Source organism: Streptomyces sp. NPDC028298, from assembly GCF_055565895.1.
In genome coordinates this window covers 128567-151468 of the sequence record NZ_JBVHTL010000003.1, presented here as the reverse complement: position 1 = coordinate 151468, position 22902 = coordinate 128567, and the positions used below count along the sequence as shown (strand labels likewise).

The 22902-nt window shown below is 72.1% G+C and carries 20 protein-coding genes; 6 read left to right on the top strand and 14 right to left on the bottom strand.

Annotated elements, in window-relative coordinates:
* Positions 1-10: 10 nt before the first annotated feature.
* Entirely contained in the window at positions 11-766 is a 756-nt protein-coding gene (locus tag ACZ4TO_RS15860) for a LytR/AlgR family response regulator transcription factor (protein ID WP_385040217.1), read from the bottom strand.
* Positions 767-864: 98 nt separating this feature from the next.
* On the opposite strand from ACZ4TO_RS15860, the gene ACZ4TO_RS15855 reads away from it, so the two are divergent.
* The 3 genes from ACZ4TO_RS15855 to rocD all read left to right on the top strand — a co-directional run bounded on the left by ACZ4TO_RS15855 (position 865) and on the right by rocD (position 3553).
* Positions 865-1368, top strand: a complete 504-nt coding sequence (locus tag ACZ4TO_RS15855; protein ID WP_151470518.1) for an Lrp/AsnC family transcriptional regulator — start codon at positions 865-867, stop codon at positions 1366-1368.
* A 125-nt stretch (positions 1369-1493) separates the two neighbouring features.
* Complete coding sequence (gene ddaH, locus ACZ4TO_RS15850; RefSeq protein ID WP_385040220.1) at positions 1494-2306, top strand: dimethylargininase; 813 nt, start codon at positions 1494-1496, stop codon at positions 2304-2306.
* Positions 2303-3553 (top strand): ornithine--oxo-acid transaminase, encoded by a 1251-nt coding sequence (rocD, locus tag ACZ4TO_RS15845; RefSeq protein WP_385040223.1) that lies wholly within the window; start codon positions 2303-2305, stop codon positions 3551-3553. Before ddaH ends, rocD begins: the two co-directional genes overlap by 4 nt.
* A 210-nt stretch (positions 3554-3763) precedes the next feature.
* Here rocD and ACZ4TO_RS15840 read toward each other — a convergent pair whose 3' ends face one another.
* The 5 genes from ACZ4TO_RS15840 to ACZ4TO_RS15820 all read right to left on the bottom strand — a co-directional run bounded on the left by ACZ4TO_RS15840 (position 3764) and on the right by ACZ4TO_RS15820 (position 12240).
* Positions 3764-5617: a serine/threonine protein kinase gene (locus tag ACZ4TO_RS15840; protein WP_468024439.1), complete on the bottom strand. Its 1854-nt coding sequence runs from the start codon at positions 5615-5617 to the stop codon at positions 3764-3766.
* Entirely contained in the window at positions 5614-7938 is a 2325-nt protein-coding gene (locus tag ACZ4TO_RS15835) for a vWA domain-containing protein (protein WP_468024438.1), read from the bottom strand. Before ACZ4TO_RS15835 ends, ACZ4TO_RS15840 begins: the two co-directional genes overlap by 4 nt.
* Positions 7935-9239: a hypothetical protein gene (locus ACZ4TO_RS15830; RefSeq protein WP_468024437.1), complete on the bottom strand. Its 1305-nt coding sequence runs from the start codon at positions 9237-9239 to the stop codon at positions 7935-7937. Before ACZ4TO_RS15830 ends, ACZ4TO_RS15835 begins: the two co-directional genes overlap by 4 nt.
* On the bottom strand, positions 9236-10729 hold the full coding sequence (locus ACZ4TO_RS15825; RefSeq protein ID WP_468024436.1) for a hypothetical protein: 1494 nt from the start codon (positions 10727-10729) through the stop codon (positions 9236-9238). Before ACZ4TO_RS15825 ends, ACZ4TO_RS15830 begins: the two co-directional genes overlap by 4 nt.
* A 407-nt stretch (positions 10730-11136) precedes the next feature.
* On the bottom strand, positions 11137-12240 hold the full coding sequence (locus tag ACZ4TO_RS15820) for an FHA domain-containing protein (RefSeq protein ID WP_468024435.1): 1104 nt from the start codon (positions 12238-12240) through the stop codon (positions 11137-11139).
* A 355-nt stretch (positions 12241-12595) separates the two neighbouring features.
* On the opposite strand from ACZ4TO_RS15820, the gene ACZ4TO_RS15815 reads away from it, so the two are divergent.
* The gene (locus ACZ4TO_RS15815) at positions 12596-13861 is read left to right on the top strand and encodes a hypothetical protein (RefSeq protein ID WP_468024434.1); all 1266 of its coding nucleotides are present in this window, start codon (positions 12596-12598) and stop codon (positions 13859-13861) included.
* 181 nt (positions 13862-14042) lie between these two features.
* The gene (locus ACZ4TO_RS15810; protein ID WP_468024433.1) at positions 14043-14768 is read left to right on the top strand and encodes a lysophospholipid acyltransferase family protein; all 726 of its coding nucleotides are present in this window, start codon (positions 14043-14045) and stop codon (positions 14766-14768) included.
* Between the two features lie 82 nt (positions 14769-14850).
* Here ACZ4TO_RS15810 and ACZ4TO_RS15805 read toward each other — a convergent pair whose 3' ends face one another.
* From ACZ4TO_RS15805 to ACZ4TO_RS15770, 8 genes are all read right to left on the bottom strand, one after another.
* Positions 14851-16461, bottom strand: coding sequence for an alpha/beta hydrolase (locus tag ACZ4TO_RS15805; RefSeq protein ID WP_382787096.1), 1611 nt, complete (start codon positions 16459-16461; stop codon positions 14851-14853).
* Positions 16462-16629: 168 nt separating this feature from the next.
* On the bottom strand, positions 16630-17388 hold the full coding sequence (locus ACZ4TO_RS15800; RefSeq protein ID WP_468024432.1) for an urease accessory protein UreD: 759 nt from the start codon (positions 17386-17388) through the stop codon (positions 16630-16632).
* Positions 17385-18062: an urease accessory protein UreG gene (gene ureG, locus ACZ4TO_RS15795; protein ID WP_385040230.1), complete on the bottom strand. Its 678-nt coding sequence runs from the start codon at positions 18060-18062 to the stop codon at positions 17385-17387. The genes ACZ4TO_RS15800 and ureG overlap by 4 nt, the downstream gene beginning before the upstream one ends.
* A 263-nt stretch (positions 18063-18325) precedes the next feature.
* Positions 18326-19000, bottom strand: coding sequence for an urease accessory protein UreF (locus ACZ4TO_RS15790; protein ID WP_385040233.1), 675 nt, complete (start codon positions 18998-19000; stop codon positions 18326-18328).
* A complete protein-coding gene (locus ACZ4TO_RS15785; RefSeq protein ID WP_385040236.1) occupies positions 19000-20721 on the bottom strand; it encodes an urease subunit alpha in 1722 nt (573 codons plus the stop codon). Before ACZ4TO_RS15785 ends, ACZ4TO_RS15790 begins: the two co-directional genes overlap by 1 nt.
* Positions 20714-21025, bottom strand: coding sequence for an urease subunit beta (locus ACZ4TO_RS15780; protein WP_382787114.1), 312 nt, complete (start codon positions 21023-21025; stop codon positions 20714-20716). The genes ACZ4TO_RS15785 and ACZ4TO_RS15780 overlap by 8 nt, the downstream gene beginning before the upstream one ends.
* Positions 21026-21039: 14 nt before the next feature.
* On the bottom strand, positions 21040-21342 hold the full coding sequence (locus tag ACZ4TO_RS15775; protein ID WP_326789136.1) for an urease subunit gamma: 303 nt from the start codon (positions 21340-21342) through the stop codon (positions 21040-21042).
* 452 nt (positions 21343-21794) lie between these two features.
* Complete coding sequence (locus ACZ4TO_RS15770; protein ID WP_382787120.1) at positions 21795-22073, bottom strand: type II toxin-antitoxin system Phd/YefM family antitoxin; 279 nt, start codon at positions 22071-22073, stop codon at positions 21795-21797.
* A 188-nt stretch (positions 22074-22261) separates the two neighbouring features.
* Between ACZ4TO_RS15770 and ACZ4TO_RS15765 the strand changes: the two genes are divergently transcribed.
* Complete coding sequence (locus tag ACZ4TO_RS15765) at positions 22262-22897, top strand: ATP-dependent Clp protease proteolytic subunit (protein ID WP_382787122.1); 636 nt, start codon at positions 22262-22264, stop codon at positions 22895-22897.
* Positions 22898-22902: the final 5 nt, after the last annotated feature.

Genomic DNA, 22902 nt, shown 5'->3' with positions numbered 1-22902 from the left:
CGGGTGCTCCTCAGCTCGTGGTCCGGCGCAGCAGCAGATCGCGCAGTTGGCGGGCGTGGCGGCGGCTGACCTGGAGTTCGACGGAATCGACGAGGACGCTCACCGTGCCCGCGTCCAGGCGGAGTTCGCCGATGTGGCGCAGGGCGACCAGGTGGCGCCGGTGGATGCGGACGAAGCCGCGGGAGCGCCAGCGTTCCTCGAGGGTGGACAGCGGGATGCGCACGAGGTGGCTGCCCTGCGCGGTGTGCAGCCGGGCGTAGTCTCCGTGGGCCTCGACGTGCGTGATGTCCTCGACGGCCACGAAGCGTGTGACACCGCCGAGTTCGACGGATATCTGGTCGGGGTCGGGCTCGTGGACGGGTATGAGGGGCGCGGTGTCGCGGAGTTGGGCGGCCCTGCGGACCGCCTCGGCGAGCCGTTCGCGGCGTACGGGCTTCAGGACGTAGTCGACGGCCTTGAGCTCGAAGGCCTGCACGGCGAATCCCTCGTGGGCGGTGACGAACACGACGAGCGGCGGCTGCGCGAACCCGCCGAGCAGCCGGGCCAGGTCGAGCCCGTCCAGGCCGGGCATGTGGATGTCGAGGAAGACGACGTCGATGGCCTCGGGTCCGCCGGGGCCCGACTGCAGGGCCCGGTTGATCCGGCGCAGCGCCTCGGTCGCGTCGCTCGCTCCCTCGGCGCTGCCGACCCGGGGATCGGCGTTGAGCAGATACAGCAGCTCTTCGAGGGAGGGTTGTTCGTCGTCGACGGCGAGCGCGCGCAGCATGAGAGTGGAGTGTAGGAGCCAAACGCACGGCTGGACATGTGCCGGACACGGCCGTCGTGCCCGGCCGGCCGGTGGCCGCCGCTGGATACAGTGCGGCCATGAACAGCAAGCCCGCGATGTTCGACGAGCTCGACCGCAAGATCATCACGGCCCTGATGGCCAATGCCCGGACGAGTTTCGCGGAGATCGGCGCGGCGATCGGACTGTCCGCGACGGCGGTCAAGCGCCGGGTCGACCGGCTGCGCGAGACGGGCGTGATCACCGGCTTCACGGCCACGGTGAAGCCCGCGGCGCTCGGCTGGCGCACGGAGGCGTACGTGGAGGTGTACTGCGAGGGCGCGGCGCCCCCCAGGCGGCTCGCGGAGGTGGTGCGCAACCATCCGGAGATCACCGCGGCGATGACGGTGACCGGCGGCGCGGACGCGCTGCTCCACGTACGGGCCGTCGACGTGGAGCACTTCGAGGAGGTCCTGGAGCGCATCCGGGTGGAGCCGTTCATCCGGAAGACGATCAGCTACATGGTGCTGTCGCATCTGCTGCCCGAGGCCCCGGAGGCCGGGGCGACCCACGCAGCCCCGGACGACGCAGGAAACGTGCGCTGACCGGGCCGATCACGCAGCAGTACTGCGTATACGCGCAGCTCTCGTCGCTTGTCGCCCGTGTCCCCCGCTTCTTACCGTTGAGGCATCCCACCAGATGACACCGCAGGAAGCGGAGGAACCTCTCTGTGTCCGAAAGCCGTGTGCCGCGCCCCCGGCGCTTTCTCGTCTGCGAACCCAGACACTTCGCCGTGCAGTACGCGATCAACCCCTGGATGCGTCCCGACACCCCTGTGGACGTCGATCTCGCGCGAACTCAATGGCAGGCGCTGATCAGCGCCTATCGCGCCCACGGCCACACCGTCGACTCCGTCGAGCCGGTCCCCGGCCTTCCCGACATGGTCTTCGCCGCGAACTGCGCGCTCGTCCTGGAGGGCCGTGTGTTCGGCTCGTCCTTCCACGCACCCGAGCGCCGTCCGGAGTCCACCGCGTACGAGACCTGGTTCAAGACGGCCGGTTTCGACGTCTACCGCCCCGAGTCGGTGTGCGAGGGCGAGGGCGATCTCGTCCCGACGCGCCGCCACATCCTCGCCGGTACGGGTTTTCGCACCACGCCCGAGGCCCATCGCGAGGTCCAGGAGTTCTTCGGGGTCCCGGTGATCGGCCTGCGCCTGGTGGACCCGCACTTCTACCACCTGGACACCGCGCTCTTCGTCCTCGACGACGACAACATCGCGTACTACCCGGAGGCCTTCTCGCCGGGCAGCCGCGAGGTGCTGGGCCGGCTGTTCCCGGACGCGGTGATCGCCACCCGTGAGGACGCCCTCGCCTTCGGTCTGAACTCCGTCTCGGACGGCCGTCACGTCTTCATCGCGCCGCGTGCCGAGGCCCTCGCCGCGCAACTCGACCACCATGGGTACGTCCCCGTCCCCGTCGACCTCTCCGAGTTCCACAAGGCCGGCGGCGGCATCAAGTGCTGCACACAGGAGATCCGTTCATGACCGCTCCCGCCCGTGCGACCGCGCCCGCCGACGCCGGTGCGCGCAGCTCCGAGGAACTGATCCGGGCCGAGGGCCCCGTCCTGGCGCACAACTACCACCCGCTGCCCGTCGTCGTCGCGCACGCCGAGGGCACCTGGGTCGAGGACGTCGAGGGGCGCCGCTACCTCGACATGCTGGCGGGGTACTCGGCACTCAACTTCGGCCACCGCAACCCGGTGCTGATCGAGGCGGCGCACCGCCAGCTCGACCGGCTCACCCTGACCTCGCGGGCCTTCCACAACGACCGGCTCGCCGGATTCGCGGAGTCCCTGGCCGCGTTGACGGGCATGGACATGGTCCTGCCGATGAACACGGGCGCCGAGGCGGTGGAGAGCGCCATCAAGGTGGCCCGCAAGTGGGCGTACGAGGTCAAGGGCGTCGAGCCCGGTTCGGCCACCATCGTGGTCGCGGCCGACAACTTCCACGGCCGGACGACGACGATCGTCAGCTTCTCCACCGACGAGACGGCCCGCTCCGGCTTCGGCCCCTTCACGCCGGGCTTCCGGGTCGTGCCGTACAACGACCTGGCCGCGCTCGAAGCGGCGATCGACGAGACGACGGCCGCGGTGCTGATCGAGCCCGTCCAGGGCGAGGCGGGCGTGATCATCCCGGACGACGGCTATCTCGCCGGCGTCCGCGAGCTCACCCGCCGCACCAACTGTCTGTTCGTCGCGGACGAGATCCAGTCCGGCCTCGGCCGCACCGGCACCACGCTGGCGGTGGAACACGAGTCGGTCGTCCCCGACCTGGTGCTGCTCGGCAAGGCGCTCGGCGGCGGCATCGTGCCCGTCTCCGCGGTCGTGGGCCGCCGTGACGTGCTGAGTGTGCTGCGTCCGGGTGAGCACGGCTCGACGTTCGGCGGCAATCCGCTGGCCGCGGCCGTCGGTTCGGCCGTCGTGGGTCTCCTGGAGACCGGCGAGTACCAGCGACGCGCGGCCGAACTGGGCGTCCTGCTGCGGGACGGGCTGACGGCTCTGGTGGGCCGGGGCGTCGAGGGCTTCCGCTCCCGGGGGCTGTGGGCGGGCGTCGACATCGACCCCTCCATCGGCACGGGCCGGGAGATCAGCCAGGGCCTGATGCGCGAGGGGATCCTGGTCAAGGACACCCACGGCTCGACCATCCGGCTGGCACCCCCGCTCACCATCACGGCGGAGGAACTCCGGTCGGCGCTCGGGTCGCTGGAGAAGGTTCTGACCGAAGGGGTCTGAGCAGGGTTTGGGGCGAAGAGCCCGAGTCGGGGGTCCCGCGGCGCCGGCGCCGCGGGGCCCTCCCGTACTGCCCGCACCCCCACTGACGCACCACGGACCCCTCCCCGTCATGCCCGCACCACGAGAACCGTCCCGGCGAGTACGGGGGCCGAACCCGGACGACCGGCGGCGGGGGCGCGGGCGGGCGCGCGGAAGCGCCCGCCCCCGCGATCACCTGGGCCGGAGTGCGGTGCTCGTCCACCGCTCCGCCCAGGTCTCCGACCAGCACCGGATCTCTCCGCCTGCCAGGGCCGCCACATGCAGGTTCCCGTCGGTCCCGGCGTGCAGGCCGACCATGCGCGCCGGTCCGGTGTGGAGAACGTGCTCGTTGTCCTTGCCCGCAGCCGCCGCGGTCTCGATCGCCACGGCCAGGCCCTGCGGCCCTGCGGTGGCGCGGGCGACGCCGTGCCGGATGCCGCGCAGCGCGGTATGGCTCCCCGGCCGTCCGGAGGCGTCGGTCTCGTCCCACGGTGCCCCCGAGCGGTGCCTGCTCAGGCTGTACCAGGTGCCGTCGGCCGTGCACAGTCCGGCCTCCAGCTCGCCCCAACTGCGGTTGAGCCCGATCGTCCCGCGGACCGCCGCTCCCGCGCGGACCGCCGCCCACTCCGGGGCGGCGCCCGGGACGGCGGGCCAGGTGCAGTGGGTGACCCGGCCGGGCTCGGCGACCAGGACGGCGGCCCGGCCGTCGGCGTCCCAGGCAGCCGCAAGCACCCGTGAACCGGGCGCGGCCCGCAGCACCTCCTGTGTAGGCGGGGAGCCGTCGGGGCACAGCCGCACCCGCAGGATGCCCTCCGGCTGGGCCGTCCAGAGGAGGACCTCTCCGCGCGGCGAGACCAGTACCGCCAGGCCGCGGGCATTGCCCGCCGGGACCTGCCACCCGCGGTCCCGCCGGGCGATCCTCAGCGTTCCGTCCGCGTCCACGGCCGCCACCACCAGCTCGCCCCGCGCGTCCCTGGCCAGTGCCAGGTCACGGACGTCCCGGGGGCCCTTCTCGCGCGGCGGTACCCAGTCCGCCGCCGGGTCGGCCTCCCGTTCGACGGGGCTTGCGGCGGTGTACCAGTTCAACCCTCGGTCGCCGCCGGTGACCACCACCGGACGCCCGAGGACGTCGGTCGACAGCGCCAGGCAGCGCTGTCCGGGATCGGGCCCGGCGGCTACGCGTGCGCACAGTTCCTCAGCCCAGGGCAGCAGCGGGCTGGGACGCCGCCACGGTTCCGCGTCGAGCGCACGCATGAGGCAGTCCACGACCTCGTCGGAGTATCCGGCCGCGGAGAGCTGTTCCGGTGCGTCGGCCGCGACGGCCGCCACACTGTCGTACAGCGGCTGCTGGGGCAGCAGCAGCACGCGAGCCAGTACGCCGACGGCGAGGCAGTCCTTGTGGATGCTGGGCTGTTCACCCCGGATCTCCTCGTCGAGCGAGGCGTACCCCGGCGTGCCGACCAGGACACTGATGCCCGCCGACCTCCTCTTGAGGAAGGTCAGGTCGATCAGCGTGGGGTTCCCGGCCCCGTCCACCAGGACGTTCCCGCCCGAGATGTCGCGGTGCACCCAGTCGGCGCGGTGCAGGTCGTCGATGATCCTGCTGAGCCGGACCAGGACCCGCAGCCGCTCGGCGGGCGGGGCCATGCTGGTCCGGGCCCACTCGTCCAGCGGACGGGCGTCCTTCTGCCAGGGCCCGATCAGATACACCCCGCCGGGCTCACCCTGCGCCCCTTCCGGATGCGGAAGAACACCCTCCATGTACTGGGACCGGACCAGTCCCGCCAACTGGATCTCGTTCGCGGCGTACACGCTGTCTCTCCAGCGGTTGCGCCAGACCGTCAGCGCCTCCGGTGACGACAGCGCGTCGGCCCGGAGGATCTTGACGGCGTGCCATGTGGGGTTGCCGTCACGTTCCTTGCGACGGGCTCTCCACAACTCGCCCTCGCCGCCGCGGTGGATGAACTGCTCCAGCCGGAACTCGTCCGGACAACCCGGGTCGCCGAGGGTGTGCCCCGGCTCCCAGAGCGTCGTCCTGTCGTTCACGCGCCCGCCCGGTAGAGGAAGTCGAACACGGGCGCCGCGGCAGGCGTGGGTGCGGGCTCGGCGGCCGCCGGCGACGAGGGACGCGGGCCGGAGTCGCTGTCCGTGACCGGCGTGGCCCAGCCGTCCTCGAAGCCGTCGTCGTACGTGTCCCCGAAACCGTCCCCGTCCGCGCCCGAGGAGTTGCCGTCGTACGAACGCCACGCGTCGTCGTACGAGCCCGCGCGTCCCTCCCGGGGTCCGTCCCCGGCCGCGGCCACGGGTACCGGCTCCACGGCCCGCGGCGAAACGTGACGCGGGTGGACGCCCGGGGCGTCCTCGGTGGGCAGGCTCGCCCAGGCGGCCTGCCGCGCGACCGCGACCGCGGCGCGGGAATCCGGCAGGGTCGGTGTCCGGCCGTCGTCGGCCCGGACGCCGTCCGCCGCCAGGCGGGCCGGTGCCGCCTGAACGGCGGCCACCGCCGGGTGACCGGGCTCGAACCGCACCGGTGCTCCGGCCAGCCGCCCGGCCAGTTCCTCCAGGCGCTCCGCGAGCCGGGTCACCTGCTCCAACCGCCACGCGGAGTCGCCGACCTGCTCCTTGGTGCCCTCGGCCACACCGTCCAGGCAGCGCTTCAGGGCTTCGAGGACGGGCCGGAGATCCCGCGGCACGTCGTCCCGGCACTGGGGTGCGAACCCCTGGGTGATGTCGGGGATGAAGTTGCGCTGCCCCAGCGCCTTGTCGCCCTGGCCTATCGCACGGCTGACGGCCACAGAGATGCCGCCCATCTCGAACAGGGCGTGCCCCAGGACCCGTTCGGCCTCCCCGTTCGCCCGGTGAGCCTCCTCGACGATCCGGCCCGCCATGTCCTCCATCGCGCCGGCCGCGGCAGGCCCGGTGGGCGTGCCCGCGCCCGTCGCGCTTCCCCGCCGCTCCCCCAGTTCGCGCAGCGTCTCGGCGGCCTCCCGGGACAGGGCCCCGCCGATCGCCGCACTCCCCGACAGGGTGACCCGGCGAGACGTGCCGGCGCCCAGTTCGGCGAACTCACGCATGAGTACGTCAAGTCCGCCGATCGCTGCGGCGTCGCCACCGCCGACCCGGGACAGCTCGTCCAGCAGCAGGTGGTCCGGGGACAGTCCCTGACCGTTGACGTTCCGCGGGTCCTCGGCCAGCCATGCGCGGTACAGGTCGGGTGTGCTGATGCCCACCGCGTGGACCCGTATCCCGCTGTCGCGGTACAGGTGCTCCATGAGGCTCACCGGCTCCTGCAACGCCTGCACCACCTCACCGAGCGACTGGTCTCCCTTGGAGCGCCAGTCGCCTCCGTCGCTGACCAGGACGATCCGCTTCTCGTTGCCCGGTTTCCCGTGCGTGCGCAGCAGGTTGCCCGCCTCGTGCAAGGCGGTGCCGATGTCGGTGCTCGCCCGCCGCACCGGGGCGATCGCTTCGACGGCCGACTCGAACTCGGCCGCCAGCGACGCCGGGGAATCCGCGTCGAACTCCGTCATGCCGCCACCGCGCGGGAAGACGTGCCGGGTGCTGTGGGTGAACTCCATCAGGGCGATCCTGGAGGTCCGGCCGCGCAGCCGCCGCCGTTCGTCCACCAGGTGGTGCAGCGACTCCCGCAGAGCCTGCGCCCGCTCCTTCTTGGGCAGCCGGTGGCCCGGAGGTGCCGACAAGTACCGCGAGGCCTGCAGCCCGTACGGCCCGGTCTCGGCGTACTCACCGGCGGAGGGGATGTCGGGCACCATCATCGAACCGCTGCAGTCGGCCAGCACCACCATGTCCACTCCGCCACGGGCGCCGGAGACGAACAGTTCCACTTCGGTGTCCTGGCGGAACTCGGCCAGCACATCGCGCTGCTGCAGGCCGTCCAGGTGGCTGACCCGGTAGGGCAGTTCACCGGCGTTGAGCCACAGCTCGTCGTCGTGGGCCGGGACCCACAGCAGGCGGCCGGGGAGCCCGGCGTCGGACAGAGCACGCGCCGCCTCGTCGGCGGACGCCTCGGAGGCGGACTCCAGGCGCACCCCGCGCAGCGGGACCGTGAGCGGCCGCGCGACTCTCCAACGGGAGACGCCTCCGGCGTCCTCGATCCCGGCCTCCGCCGCGAATTCGGCGCCGATGGCCACCACGCCGGCGGGTACCTCCACGACCGGCACCAGCCGTACCGCGAAACGGAGTTCGTCCCCCGCGGACTCCAGCGTCAGCAGCGCCGGCAGGCCCGCCGTCGGGACGTCACCGGGCAGGTCGGCCGGGTGCACGCCGAGCCGCTGCCCCTGGACGGGGCCGCCGTCGGTCACCTGGATCAGCCGATGGGTCTCCCCGTTCGGCAACGACACGTTCATCGCCTTCCCTCGTGATCGTCGCTCTTGCCGCCCGCCAGCATGATGTCCACTCCCAGTTGCCCGGCGTAGGACTTGAGGTGGACGCCTCCCTTGCCGATGAACCGGCCCCGGTGCTTGTCGGGGACCAGAAGCCACAGCCGCGCCGGACGGGCCTGGTTCTTCCCTTCGAAGGCCGGCTTGTACTCCTCCAGCCGGATGTCCAGCGCCATCTGACGGCCGTTCACGGGGTCCTTGGCGACCATCAACTGCCGTAGCCGCTCGACCAGTCGCTCGCCCGCGACCACGGTCTCCAGCAGGACGCGGAGTTCGCGGTCCCAGTCAGTGCCCGCCCGGTCCAGAAGACCCTTGCGCAGGTCCTGCGCTCGACCGCCGTCCGCCCGGGAGCCCACCGAGGCCAGCAGTGCGCGGATGCGGACGTAGTCGACGGCCAGTTCGCGATGACCGCAGTTGCGCAGGGTGTGCCCGAAGGCTCTGAGCGTGGGCATCCGGACACGGCGTCTGCGGACCGCGCCCGCGCAGATCTGGTGGACCAGTTCCTCCGCGGGCCGCCCCTGGACTCCGCCGTGCGCACGGCACAGCCCGAGGCCCACTTCCTCCGGGCCGAACACCTGCCACCGCTTGGCATGGCGGGTGCATGCCTGGTGTCCGCACGGACGGCCGTCGGGGCCCTGCCAGTCACAGCTCACCATGCCCACGGCCGAGCAACCGGGCTCCTCGCAGCGGGGGAAGGCGAGCTTGAAGCAGTCGGGGCAGTAGGCGGTGCCGGGGTCCTGCGGATGTGCCGTCGCGTGCCGGGCGCACCACGCCTCGCGCGAACGGCACCGGGCGCCCGCGCACCAGAAGGACGCAGGATCGCCGCACCGACAGGACGGCCGGTGGTCCGGGCAGGTCGCGGTGAGCGCGCCCGGCATCAGGACGGTGTGGTCGCCGCAGATACGCCCGGGGCCGCCGTCGGCCGCGCAGTCGGCGCACCGCAGGGCTCCGCGTTCGGCGGGGCGTCCCTCCCGTTCGCAGACCGCGCAGCGGTCGGCGGGCGTGGGTGCCTCGCGGACAGCGACCAGGTTGACGGTGGTCCGCGGAGTCACCACGTCCACCGCCGGGTCGAGACGGACGATCTCCAGCCTGACGACTCCCTGGGCGGCCTCGAAGGTGTGGACCGGGACACCGGCCAGGGTCCGGCCGTGGAGGCCGGGTTCGAGGGCGTTCCAGAGGGCGCCCAGTTCCTCGGGACCGTGCAGGGGCACGCCCCACCCGGTCAGGTCGAGGACGGCCTCGACCTGTGCCGTCGGCGCCTGGCTCATCGGGGGTCCCTCCGTTCGTCGCCGCCGCCGGAGGAACCGGGGCGCTTGCCGTGCTGCTGCTTGCCTTCGTACCGGCGGCCGTTGCGGGGCGGACCCTGCCGCGGACGCCCAGCGCTCCGGTTGCCGCCCTTGCCGGTGCCGGATCCACCGCGGGCGTCTCTGGCGCCGTCTCTTCCGCCGCCGTCGCTTCTGCCGGCGTCGCTGCCGCCGCCGTCGGGGCGCCTGCCGGAGCGCCGCGGGGCGGCAGCCCTTTCACCGGGGGTGTCGGGGGTATCCGCGGGGGCGGTCCCGTCGCGGAGCATCCGGTCCCAGTCGTCCAGCAGCAGCCGCAACCGGCCGGGCGAGGTCCGCTCCAGCCTGTCGAACACCCCGCCGCCGGGCCGGGGGTCGCACAGCGCCTGCTCGGCCTGGGCGGCCAGACCGGCACGGTCGTGCGCCGCCCGGTTCAGCAGGTCCTGAGCCCGCAGGCCGTACAGGCCCAGGTCCGGGAGGTCCAGCGGGGCCAGCAGGGGCAGGAGTTCACGTGCTGTCGCGTCCAGCAGGGACAGTTCGGGCAGCAGGTCCCTGAGCAGCCGCCGCCCGGCCTCGCGGGCCGACAGCGTCGTGGAGGGCCCCTTGCCCGTCCGCCTCTCGGTCGGGACGAACCGGGCGCGCATACCGTGCACCACGGCACGGGTTCGGTTGACGTCGATGACGTCCTGGGGGACGAACCGCTCCCGCCGGCCGCGGGTGACCATCCGCCGGGCCCGCAGGACGAGGGCGTCCAGGAGCAGCGCCTGGGCCCGGGTGTCGGCGAGCGCGACCTGCGCGTCCACGCAGCGGACGGCCACCTCCGCCGGACTGCCCGGTGTCGCGGGCACCGGAGCCACGTCCATCCGCAGCAGGTCGGATATGCCGTCGGTGCGCCGCAGTTCGGCCCGGAAGTGATGGAGGTAGCGGGTGTCCGCCGAGGCCAGGAAACGGGTCGCCAGATGCTCCCGGGACTCGATCAGACGGCGTGAGCCGGCCCGGTCCGGCGGACCGCCGACACGGGCCCGGCCGGTCAGCGCGATCAGGGTGGGACTGTGTCTGCGCAACAGGTTGACGAGTACCGCCTGTTCGGCGTCGTCCAGGGTGCGCAGCCCGTGCCCGTCGCCCGCCAGCGGCGCACGCGGGGCGGCGGAATCGGGCTGCACGCCCGGGGCGAGGAGCATGCCGCGCTGGGAGTGGGCGGCGCGGGCCAGGGACCCCATCACCTCGGCGAGGTGGCCGAAGACCTGCTCACGGGCGGCGGGAGTGCCCAGCCAGGCCCCGTCGAGCCGGACGGTCAGCAGGCCCGGGACCGTGTCGTGCGGGCGGACCTCCGTCACCGGAACGAACTCCGGCGTAGCGGGCAGCCGGATCTCGCGGAGCGCGGCACCGGTGTCCGCGCCGGCCATGAGGACCGTTTTGACGAGCGAGTGCCTGGTCGGCCCCACCCGGGTCAGACTCACCAGCATGTGAACCGTCATCCCAAGGTCGTGGAGGAGTGGAGAAGAGGAAGAGGAACGGAGAAGCGGTTACGACTTCGGGGCCGCCGCCCCTGACCGGCGGTTCCGAACCGGCGGCCCCGAGCCGGTGCGGCCCGGTGCAGACGCCGCGCTTCGGGCCGGCCCGGCCGGGAACCGGTGCCACCCGGTTCCGACTTCTGCACCGGACACGTACGCCCCGGGCCAGTACAGCCCCGGACATGTACGACCCGAGAGGCCGGTGCCGCTCCGCGACCGTCGCGCTCCGGAACCGGCGCGGCCCCGGGCGCGTACGTCCGATTCGGTGGGACCTCGAACCGATGCGGTGCGGCCGGCGCGACCCGAGCCTCTCGAGCCCGAACCCTTTGGCCGCGACAGGTGAGGCCCTGAACCATGCCCGGTCGCCGGCGTCAGCCGAGCATGGTCAGCCCGCCGCCCGTACTGCCCAGTCGGGGCTGGACCTGCTGCTCGTCGGAGAAGAAGCGCTGTCCGGACAGGCGCAGGGTGACCACGTCCGCCAGGACGAGGCGGTCCTGCTCGCGGATGACGACCGGCTCGCCGGGGCCCAGCGGGCGTCGGGTGCCCTTGCGTACCAGCACGGTGCCGTTGCCGGACTCCAGATCCGCGGCGGTGACCCGGGAGCCCTCCGGGGTCCTCTCCACGGCGAGCAGAAGGTGGCGGCGGCTGAGCCGGGTGATCCGGTCGGGGGGATCCAGCTCGTCGGCGGCCAGGTTGATGCCGTGACGAAGAGCGCCGCGGCCCAGTTCCAGGGCGTCGTCCTCACCGACGGGGAAGCGCAGGAGCTCGCGTCCCGTCTCGGAGTCCTCGACGACGAAGGAGCGGGGACGGCTGCGCGGCCCCGCGTTCTCCACACGTGCCGAACAGCCGCCGCACTGCGGCTGCCCGGTCCGGCTCAGCACCGGCCAATCGTGGAGTCTCTCCGGCCAGTAACGGGCCTTGAGACATGCCGGGTTGACGCATCTCCAGTGGCTGGCCAGCACGACCTTGTGCCCGGGGTCACGGGGGTCGAGCTTCTGTTCCCACTTCAGGGTCTTGTCCTCGATCGCCCTGGTCACCACCTGCGCCGCGAGCGGGCGGATGCCGCTGGAGCGGAAGCGGACGACTCCGTCACGAGTCTCCCAGGACAGGAACCGCTCCGGGCTGTGCTCGATCCACGGATGCGCCCGGCGCAGGTCCACGAACCGGTCCATGCTGACGACGTGCCAGCCGTGCCGCTGGGCCAGGCCCAGCAGGACCGGGTCTGCGGTCGGGACGAGACGGATCTCGCCGTCACGTTCCATGCGTTCCAGGGACGCCCGCTCGTCGGAACGCAACAGGCGCCGCAACGAGTTGTCGGCGACCAGCCGCAGCGGGGTGCCGGCCCCGTACTCCCGATGCCAGGCGTCCCGTATCAGGAAGAGCCGCTTCAGGAACGGGACATGACGGCCCACCGGAGTCAACCGGTCCGACCAGCAGACGTTGGACACGTCCACCACTCCGCCCGCGACCTTCATCGTGACGCCTCCCGCCTCCGTCGAAACTGCCGGATCCTCCGCAGAACAGGCCGCACATACAACTGTTGACGGCCACGCACGATGGAAGACACGAAATCTCCACGAGATCCGCGCAAGGGTGTTGGGTACATTAATCATGGTGATCAAGCCGCGCAAGACCCTTCCTGACTTGTCGTCATCACCTCTGACCTGCGAAGCCTTTCGATGAGACGGCTCTTGATCAACGGGCCCGAAGGGTTGATCATGCTCCGACCGACACAGTCCAGGGAGGGGCGCAGTGAGCGGGATCGACATCTTGTGTGAACACAGTGCGGACACGTCGTGTCCGGCGTGCGAGGCGGCGGTGAAGCTCGGCGTGGCCGAGGCGCGCCGGGAGAACCGGGCCCAGGCGGAGTGGGAACGCACCCTGCGGCAGTGGGAGGAGGTCTCCGAGCAGGCAGCCGAGGCCACGCGACGTGAACGCGGGTCCTGGGACACGGCCGAGTCGGAGGTGCGCCGCGAACACGCCCGCCGGTTCGGGTGGAACCTCCTGTGGCGCCTGCTCGCCATCCTGCTGAGCCTGCAACTGCTGGCTTCGTCCTGGATGACCGTGCCGGCGGCGATCGCGTCCCTGGCCGGAGGGGTGGCCCTGGCGCTCTACCGGGCCTCCAGGCGGCGCTCGGCTCCACACCCGCCGGACGGATCGCCGCTGGCGGAGCGGGCACGCGCGGGTGGTCCGTGGCGCGCGCTGCCGCGGGCGCTGCTCCAGATACCCGCGATCGGCGCGGCCACCTGCGTGGTGGCGGTGGTGATGGCGATCGGCGGCGGGCTCGACACCGGCATGGAAGGCCCGGCGGACATCGTCTTCATCGCCCTCTTCACCGGTGCCCTGATCTGGGCCACCGGTTTCCGCCGGGTTCCGATGGAGGAGTCCTTCGGTCGGCGACTCGAGGACCACACGGAGGTCCAGGCGCGCCTCGACTCCGCGAAGCACAAGCGGTTCGGGTACGCGCTCTACAACGACCTGGCGCCGGCGTCCGAACGGCTGACCGCGAGGAGGGACGAACTCGCCCGTCTCGCCGGTGCGCAGGCCACCGGTCACGACTCCCTGGAGGCCGTGCGCCTCGATCTGCTGGAGCGTCGCAGGGCCGCCGCCGCCGAACGGGCCTCGCTGCTCGACGAGGTGCGCGAGAAGGTGGCCGAGCAGCGCGTGGCCGACGGGCGGCCCCTGCTCGACGCGTTCGCGGCGCAGTTGTCCGGGCACATCGCCTGGGGGTCGGTAGGACAGTGGAGCCGGGCCCCCTGGTACGAGGCGCTGCCCGGCGCCGCGGACGATCTCGACAACGCCGTGCGGGTGTTCACCTCGGACCTGCTGTCCTCGACGTCAGCGGGCATGCTGCCGGACGGCCCGCACCCCACGGTGGAGATCACGGACGACTCGGGTTCGGGACGGGTCATCACGGTGGTCGCGCTGCGAGGCAAGGCGCTGTACTTGTGCCACCCCTGCCCCAAATGCGATCTGCCGATGCTCGGCGACAAGAGCCTGACCACGGCGGCCTCCCTGCTGGAAGCGGCCAACCTGCCGCTGCGGCACACCTGTGCGGCCGCGCCGCAGGCGGCCGGTGTCATCGGGACACGATGACAACACGCCGACCGGGCGGACGGGCGCGGCTCCGGTCGACTCCTGGGGCTCTTGGGAAAGTGCTGGCGCAAGGGGTCGGATACCGGCCAAGAGGCCACAGAGAGTGACATCACGATGGTTACGCCCGGCGACGGCCGCGCCTACACTGATCGCTCCCCGGGGAAGACGAGGAGTGCCCCAAGTGTTTTATCACGTGCTCAAATATGTGCTTCTGGGTCCGCTGCTGAGAGTGACCTTCCGGCCTCGGATCGAGGGCCTTGAACACGTACCGTCGTCGGGCCGGGCCATCGTCGCCGGCAACCACCTGTCCTTCGCGGACCACTTCCTGATGCCGGCGATCCTGAAGCGCCGGATCACCTTCCTGGCGAAGGCCGAGTACTTCACCGGGCCCGGCATCAAGGGACGACTGACGGCCGCGTTCTTCCGCAGCATCGGGCAGATTCCGGTGGACCGCTCCGGCAAGGAGGCCGGGCAGGCGGCGATCCGCGAGGGGCTCGGCGTGCTGACCAAGGACGAGCTGCTCGGGATCTACCCCGAGGGCACGCGCTCGCACGACGGCCGCCTCTACAAGGGCAAGGTCGGCGTCGCCGTGATGGCCCTGCGGGCCGAGGCCCCGGTCGTCCCGTGCGCGATGATCGGCACCTTCGAGGCCCAGCCGCCGGGCCGGAAGCTGCCGCGGATCCACCCCGTGGTGATCCGGTTCGGCAAGCCCCTCGACTTCTCGCGCTACGCCGGGATGGAGGGCGAGAAGGCCGTGCTGCGGGCCATCACCGACGAGATCATGTACGCCATCCTGGCCCTCTCCGAGCAGGAGTACGTCGACCGGTACGCGGCCGAGGTCAAGGCGGAGGAAGCGGCACAGAAGGCCGAGGCGGGCCGCAAGTTCCGCCGCATGCCGCTGAGTTGACGCTGCCGGAGCCGGCGCGCGGGGCGCCGGGCACGGCGAAGGGGGCGGCCGGGATTCCGGCCGCCCCCTCGTGCTGTCGGGACTACGGCTGCGGCGTGGCGTGCGGCGTGCACGTCACGTCGGCGGCGTCCGTCTTGCCGGTGAGCAGGTAGGAGTCCACCCGCCCGTTGATGCACGGGTTGACCAGTCCGGTCACACCGTGCGAGCCCGCGCCCTGCTCGGTGATGAGGCGGGAGCCCTTGAACCGCTTGTGCAGTTCGACGGCGCCGGCGTACGGCGTGGCGGCGTCATTGGTGGACTGGACGATGAGGACGGCGGGCAGGCCCTTACCGGTCTTCACCTCCACCGGGGTCTGCTGCTTGACCGGCCAGGTGGCGCACGGAAGGTTCATCCACGCGTTGGCCCAGGTCATGAACGGGTACTGGGCGTTGAGCCGCGTGTTGTCCCGGTCCCACTTCCGCCAGCTCGTGGGCCACTGCGCGTCGGTGCACTCGACGGCCGTGTACACGGCGTTCCCGTTCTCCGAGGAGATGTTGCCCGCCGTGTCCGACAGGTCGGGGGACGCGGCGTCGACGAGCGCCTGGGTGTCACCGGCGACGTACTTGCTGAACACCGAGGCGGTCGGCACCCACGAGGAATCGTAGTACGGGGCGCTCTGGAAGAAGGAGATCAGCTCGGCGGGGCCGACGACGCCGCCCAGCGGGGCCTTCTTCGCGGTGGCGCGCAGCTTCAGCCACTGGTCCTGCACCTTGGCGCGGGTGTCGCCGAGGTGGAAGGCCGCGTCGTTCTTGGCGACCCAGTCCTCCCAGTCCTTCCAGCGGCCCTCGAAGGCGATGTCCTGCTCCAGGTTGGCCTGGTACCAGATGTTCTCGCGCGACGGGTTGACGACGCTGTCGACGATCATGCGGCGCACGTGGCCCGGGAAGAGCGTGCCGTAGACGGCTCCCAGGTAGGTGCCGTACGAGACGCCGAGGTAGTTGAGCTTCTTCTCACCGAGCGCGGCCCGGATGACGTCGAGGTCGCGTGCCGTGTTGGGCGTGGTCATCTGCGCCAGCACGGCCTTGCCGCTGCGCTCGGCGCAGCCGTCGGCGTACTCCGCGGCCAGCTTGCGCTGGGCCCGCTTGTCGGCCTCGGAGTCCGGGACCGGGTCCGCCTTGGGCGCCTTGACGAACTCCTGCGGGTCGATGCAGGAGATGGGCGCCGAGTGGCCGACTCCGCGCGGGTCGAAGCCCACGAAGTCGTACGCCTTGGCGGTGTTCACCCACAGCGGGGCCTTGGTGGTGACACGGCGCGGGAAGCGCATGCCGGAACCGCCGGGGCCGCCCGGGTTGTAGACGAGCGCTCCCTGGCGCTCCTCCTTGGTACCGGTGTTCCCGATGCGGTCCACGGCCAGCTTGAGCTGCTTGCCGTAGGGGTGGGCGTAGTCCAGCGGCACGCTCACCCAGCCGCACTGGATCGGCTTCTCGAAGCCCCAGTCGGCCGGGCAGTCCTGCCAGTCGATCCCGGCCTTGGCGGCCCGCTCGGCGGCCACGGCCGCGCCGTGCTGCTCGCGGCTCTGCCCGTAGTCGTGGCCGTGCCGCGAGTCGGCGGTGGCCGACGGCGCCGCGACGGCCCCGGCTATCAGGGTCGCCGTGACGAGCACACCGGCCGAACCCAGTGCCGCCACGCGCTTTGTCGGTCTCTTGGACCTCAAGTGTGACCTCCCCGTACATGATTGCGATTGGTACGGGGATCCTTTCGGCTGTGAGGTCCCTGGGAACAGACGCGACCGGTGTTCTTTACCAATCCGATAGCCGGTACGGCATGTTCCGGTGAGCGGTCGGCACGACGTGAACAACTCTTCCGGGCAACACAATTGACGTCACGTCAATTCACGCAACGCCTCGTCCAGCACCCGTCTCAGCAGTAGCGCGTCGGGGGCCAGCGCCGTCACGAGCACGGCGGGTCCGGCGAGCGGGGTGAGCGCGGCGTACTCCCCGAGCGGTCGTGCCGCCGGCGGGTGCTTCTCGAACTCCGGTCTTACGATCACCAGTTGGCCGAGTGCCCGATGCCCCGCGAGGACGGCGGGCCCGTCCCAGCCCCCGGGCGCGCCGGGGCCGCACGCCACCTCCTGGTCGAGCAGGGCCCGTCCGTCGCATCGCACGGTGAGACGGCTGGTCAGCCGCCCGGGGTCCTCGCCCACGCGCCCGAGCACCTGCTCCTCACGCAGGACGAGCCGGGCACCGCCCCGCAGTTCGATGCGCGAGGAGACGGACAGGTCGCTGCCGCCGGCCGAGATCAACTGCTCGGGCAGCCACCACAGTTCACCTCCGTCGGCGACGTCGAGGCGCATGTCGTAGCGGGCCTCCCCCTTGGCCTGTCCGGGCAGCGCGATGGTGGCGGCGGCCGAGCCGACCCGCAGACGCGCGCCCGGACCGACCCGGGCCTCGACGGCGAGGTGATCGCCGCCGAGCGGTCCGCTCATCGCCCCGACGAGCATCACGCGCGTCTCCGGCCCACCGCTTCGGACCCGGCGCAGGGCGAGCGGCCCCTCTCCCTCCAGCACGGGCAGCGAGGTCCCGCCGCGGCCGTCGTCCCTGGCCTCGATCCGCGCGGTGGCGCGGACTCCCGCCGTCGTCACGCGGTCCACTCCGCGAGCCGTTCCCGCACCCAGTCGGCGACCGCGGTGACGCCGGCCTCCGTGCGCAACGACTGGAAGACCACGGGAAGTCCGTCCCGCTGCGCCTTGGCGTCGGCCGCCATCCGTCCGAGGTCGGAGCCCACGTACGGCGCCAGGTCGGTCTTGTTCACGACGAGCAGGTCGGCCGTCGTGACTCCGGGTCCGCCCTTGCGGGGGATGTCGTCCCCGCCCGCGACGTCGATCACGAAGATCTGGGCGTCGACGAGGCCCTTGGAGAAGGTCGCGGTGAGGTTGTCGCCGCCGGACTCCACGAGGATCAGATCCAGCGGGCCGATCTCGTCCTCCAGGTCCTCGACCGCTTCGAGGTTGGCGGAGATGTCGTCCCGGATCGCGGTGTGCGGACAGGCGCCGGTCTCGACGGCGGTGATTCGTTCGGGGGGCAGTACCGCCTCCCGCAGCAGGAACTCGGCGTCCTCACGGGTGTAGATGTCGTTGGTGACGACGGCGAGGGACAGTTCGTCGCGCAGCGCCCGGCAGAGCGCGGCGACGGTCGCCGTCTTCCCGGAGCCGACGGGGCCGCCGAGCCCGATGCGCAGGGCACGCCGCCTGCCGTCGGGCCTACGGGCGTCGGCGCTGACGGCGGACGGTCCGTGGTGAGTGTGATCGAGATGCACGGTGCGACTCCAACTTCGTCGGGCTGGGGGGAATCGAGTTCGGGGAGCGGACCGCCGACGGCCGCTCGGGGAGCCGGGCGGTCGGGCGACCGGCCACCCGTCGACGGCCTGACCTGCGGACCGGCGGACCGGTTGCCGGCTGACCGGGTGACTGGCTGACCGGCTGACGCCACCGGTCGGCCGATGCGGCGTTCTCGGGCTTCCGGCGGTCAGGGGAGGTGCCCGGCGGCCGGAGAACGTGGTCGCCGGAGAGCGTGCGGCCGTCAGGACGCGAACAGTCGTACCGGCCAGGCCGCGTGCGCCTCCGCGCCGATCTCCAGCAGCGGTGCCGACGCCGCGGGAAGCGCCTCGACCCCGTCGTCGAGGACCCGCCGCGCCGCACTCGCCGCCGCGTGGGCGACGACGTCCAGTTCCGGCGCGAGCCGGGCCAGCGCGGCCGTCGCGTCGAACGGGTCGAGGCTCAGCAACCGCACCGTCGCCGACGCGGGCCCGCTGACGCACTCGTACGCGGAGCAGTACGCGGCGTCCTCGGGCCCGAGACCGGCGGCCCGCGCGGTCACCCCCAGCACGACCGGCTGATGGGCACCCTTGGGGAACTCCCGCGCCAGCGCGTCGAGTTCGGGGGACGGCCAGGTCGCCCTCGCGGCCCGCAGGAGCTGCCGGCCCAGACGGCGCGCCGCGACCCGCAGGGCGAGCGAGGGTGTGCGGGCGTCGGCGGCCGCGTCCAGGGCCACCGGATCGACCCCGAGCGCGCCCGCCGCGGCCAGCGCGGCCGAGACGAGTCCGCTCGTGTGCAGCCGGCCTCGGCAGAAGTCCTCCAGGCTCGCCGCTCCGGTGATCCGCCCGGCCTTGACCGCGGCCTCGGCCCCGCCGGAGTGCGCGTGCCCTCCGGCGGGGAAGCGCCCGTCGGCCAGGACGAGAAGTGCTGCCCTGGACATCAGAAGAGGAAGTAACGCTGGGCCATGGGCAGTTCGGCGGCCGGAGTCGCCTCGACGAGCTCCCCGTCGATGTGCACGGCGAAGCTGTCGGGGTCGATCCGCACGTCGGGCCGGGCAGCGTTCTCCCGCATGTCGGCCTTGGTCACCGCCCGCGTGGACTCGATGGCGACGAACCGCTTGCCCAGCGAGAGCCGTTCCGGCAGTCCGTCCTCGATGGCCAGCGGTGCCACGAAGTTGAACGAGTTCGCGGCGGGAGCCCGCCCGATCGCCCCGAACATCGGCCGGGGCAGCACCGGTTGCGGGGTCGGGATGGAGGCGTTGGCGTCGCCCATCTGCGCGTACGCGATCTGCCCGCCCTTGACGACGAGATGCGGTTTGACCCCGAAGAACGCCGGCTCCCACAGGACCAGGTCGGCGAGCTTGCCGGTCTCCACCGAGCCGATCTCGCGGGCGAGTCCCTGCGCGAGCGCCGGGTTGATGGTGTATTTGGCGACATAGCGACGTACCCGATGGTTGTCGGCACGGCCGTCGCCCGGCAGGGCGCCCCGGCGTCGCTTCATCACGTGGGCCGTCTGCCAGGTCCGCATGATCACCTCGCCGACGCGGCCCATGGCCTGGGAGTCGGAGGAGATGATCGAGATGGCCCCGAGGTCGTGGAGTATGTCCTCGGCCCCGATGGTGGACGGCCGGATGCGGGACTCGGCGAAGGCCAGGTCCTCGGGCACCGCGGGGTTCAGGTGGTGGCAGACCATCAGCATGTCGAGGTGTTCCTCGGCCGTGTTGACGGTGTAGGGCCGGGTCGGGTTGGTCGAGCTGGGCAGGACGTACGGCTCGGAGACCACGGTCATGATGTCCGGCGCGTGCCCGCCGCCCGCGCCCTCCGTGTGGTATGCGTGGATTCCGCGTCCGGCGATGGCGGCGAGGGTGTCGGCGACGAACCCGGCTTCGTTCAGGGTGTCGGTGTGGATGGCGACCTGGATGCCGGTGCGGTCGGCGACGGTGAGCGCGGCGTCGATCGCGGCGGGTGTCGAGCCCCAGTCCTCGTGGATCTTCAGCCCGAGCGCGCCGCCGCGGATCTGCGAGAGCATCGCCTCGTGGGAGACGGTGTTGCCCTTGCCGAGCAGACCGAAGTTGACCGGATACCCCTCCATCGCCTCCAGCATCCGCGCCAGATGCCAGGGGCCGGGGGTGACGGTGGTCGCCTTGGAGCCCTCGGCGGGACCCGTGCCACCGCCGACGAGCGTCGTGATGCCGGAGGCGAGGGCCTCGTCGGCGATCTGCGGACAGATCAGATGGACGTGGGCGTCGATGGCGCCCGCGGTCATGATCCGTCCGTTGCCCGCGATGATCTCGGTCTCGGGTCCGATCACCAGGTCGGGATGGACGCCGTCCATGGTGTCGGGGTTGCCGGCCTTGCCGATGCCGGAGATGCGGCCGTCGCGGATGCCGACGTCGGCCTTGACGATCCCCCAGTGGTCGACGATCACGACGCCGGTGACGACGGTGTCCGGGGTGCCGTCGGCGCGCGTGGCGCGTGACTGGCCCATGGATTCCCGGATGACCTTGCCCCCGCCGAACACCGCCTCGTCACCGGCGAGGCCGGGCCCGCCCGAGCGGTCCTCCTCGATCTCGATCAGCAGGTCCGTGTCGGCGAGGCGGATGCGGTCGCCGGTGGTCGGACCGAACAGATCGGCGTACGCGGCACGCGAGATCTCAGGCATCGAGGGCACCTCCGGTCTCCCCGCGCAGTCCGGGCACCACGCGGGCGCCGGCGAGCGGGACGAGTTCGACCTCGACCGGGATCCCGGGCTCGAAGCGCACGGCGGTCCCGGCGGCGACGTTGAGCCGCTTGCCGCGGGCGGCCGCGCGGTCGAAGTCCAGACCGGGATTGGCCTCGGCGAAGTGGTAGTGGGAACCGACCTGGACGGGGCGGTCGGCGGCGTTGAGGACGGTCAGCCGGGTGGTCTCACGCCCCTCGTTGAACACGACGGGTCCGTCGGCGAACAGGAACTCTCCGGGAATCACGGCGCTCCCCTCCGTCAGACGATCGGGTCGTGGACGGTGACGAGCTTGGTGCCGTCCGGGAAGGTGGCCTCGACCTGGACGTCGTGGATCATCTCGGGGATGCCCGTCATGACGTCGTCCCGGGTGAGGATCTTGCGCCCGGAGGACATCAGTTCGGCGACGGTACGGCCGTCACGGGCGCCTTCGAGGATGTGCGAGGTGATCAGGGCGACGGCCTCGGGGTGGTTCAGTTTCAGCCCACGGGCCCGGCGCTTCTCGGCGACATCGGCCGCCACATGGATCAGCAGCCTCTCCTGCTCGTGCGGGGTCAGTTGCACGACGTCCCACCTCACATCCTCGCTCCGGGCCGTGCGGGGCCCGGTGGCCGCGGCCACCGAAACCCCTGGTGGCATGGATGGGCACGCTAGTTGGCCGGAGTTTCGAGGACGTTAACCGGCCCGCGCTCTCCTTCCGGCCCGGCCGAGGAACGCTCCCGGGTCCGCGATGCCGCCCCGCTTGCCCCGTTCTTCCGCCCCGGGCCCCGGGATCACCCCGGACCACCGCGAGGCCGTCGGGGGCCGGACCGTATACGGCGTGCGGCACGAGCCACGGAGGTGTGCCGCGCGAGGCACCGAGCCGTCACCGGCAGCCGGGACGGCGGGGAAGCCGCCGAGTCGACACGGAGAGCGGGACGGCACGCCATGCATCGAGTCGACGAAGGGACACACCATGCATCGAGTCGACGGGGGAAGGGAGCGGCGGGCACGGTCACACGACGCTCGGGAGGCGGTCAGGAGGCGCTGGGCCCCCGGTGCTCCGCGGCGATGCCGAACCGCTGGTGCTCGCGGGGCGCCGAGGCCACCTCGCGGACGCTGGACAGCGAGCTGACCACCTGGTCGTCCGCCGGCTCCGGGAGATCTTCGAGGCGCTCCAGGTCGGCCGCGGAGACCAGGGCGACGAGTGGCTTGCCGTGCCGCGTCACGACGACGCGCTCACCGCCGTACACGACGCGGTTGATCAGTTCGGCGAGCTCAGCCCTGGCTTGCGTCACCGGAATCTCGTAGGCCATGACGTCCAGCTTAGACCGGGCCTCCCGCACTCCGCGGGGCGCGAGATCCCGCCGGCAGGCCCCCGCACGGCACCCTCGGCCACCTTCCCGTCCGGGCATGCCGCCGTTTCTGCTCTCAGCAGGGCCCTCTTCCACAGAGACGTACGTCCTGTACATTTTTTACAGACGTCGATCTGAGGAGGCGCGCCATGGACAGCCCGTCCGCCCGCTATGTCCTGCCCGAGTTCACGGAACGCACGAGCGCGGGACACCGGACCCTGGACCCGTACGCGAAGCTGCTCAGCGAGCGGATCGTGTTCCTCGGGACGCCGATCGACGACACGTCGGCGAACGACGTGACGGCCCAGTTCATGTACCTCGAACACCAGGCGCCCGAGCAGGACATCTCGCTGTACATCAACTCCCCCGGCGGCTCCTTCGCCGCGATGACCGCGATCTACGACACGATGCGGTTCGTCACCTGCGACGTCGAGACGGTCTGCCTGGGCCGGGCGGCCTCGGCCGCGGCCGTACTGGTGGCGGGCGGCACTCCGGGCAAGCGGCTCGCACTGCCGGGGGCCCGCTTCCTGCTCCACCAGCCGTCGGCGGCCGAGCCGCTCCAGGGCCAGGCGAGCGACCTGCTCATCCAGGCCGAGGAGTTGCTGCGGACCCGTCGGACGCTGGAGGAGATGCTCGGGCGCCACACGGGCCGGAGTCCGGAGCAGGTCGCGGCGGACATCGAGCGCGACAGGATCCTCGACGCGCCGGAGGCCCTGGCCTACGGGCTGATCGACCGGATCGTCCCGAGCCGCAGGTCCGCGCTCGACACGCCCGGCGCGAGGTGAGCGGC

Coding starts and splice junctions, on each gene's coding strand:
- ACZ4TO_RS15835 (WP_468024438.1), bottom strand. CDS start 7,938: ATGAACGTGTCGTTGCCGAACGGGGAGACCCATCGGCTGATCCAGGTG.
- ACZ4TO_RS15825 (WP_468024436.1), bottom strand. CDS start 10,729: ATGACGGTTCACATGCTGGTGAGTCTGACCCGGGTGGGGCCGACCAGG.
- ACZ4TO_RS15830 (WP_468024437.1), bottom strand. CDS start 9,239: ATGAGCCAGGCGCCGACGGCACAGGTCGAGGCCGTCCTCGACCTGACC.
- ACZ4TO_RS15790 (WP_385040233.1), bottom strand. CDS start 19,000: ATGTCCAGGGCAGCACTTCTCGTCCTGGCCGACGGGCGCTTCCCCGCC.
- rocD (WP_385040223.1), top strand. CDS start 2,303: ATGACCGCTCCCGCCCGTGCGACCGCGCCCGCCGACGCCGGTGCGCGC.
- ACZ4TO_RS15770 (WP_382787120.1), bottom strand. CDS start 22,073: ATGGCCTACGAGATTCCGGTGACGCAAGCCAGGGCTGAGCTCGCCGAA.
- ACZ4TO_RS15765 (WP_382787122.1), top strand. CDS start 22,262: ATGGACAGCCCGTCCGCCCGCTATGTCCTGCCCGAGTTCACGGAACGC.
- ACZ4TO_RS15785 (WP_385040236.1), bottom strand. CDS start 20,721: ATGCCTGAGATCTCGCGTGCCGCGTACGCCGATCTGTTCGGTCCGACC.
- ACZ4TO_RS15860 (WP_385040217.1), bottom strand. CDS start 766: ATGCTGCGCGCGCTCGCCGTCGACGACGAACAACCCTCCCTCGAAGAG.
- ACZ4TO_RS15820 (WP_468024435.1), bottom strand. CDS start 12,240: ATGAAGGTCGCGGGCGGAGTGGTGGACGTGTCCAACGTCTGCTGGTCG.
- ACZ4TO_RS15855 (WP_151470518.1), top strand. CDS start 865: ATGAACAGCAAGCCCGCGATGTTCGACGAGCTCGACCGCAAGATCATC.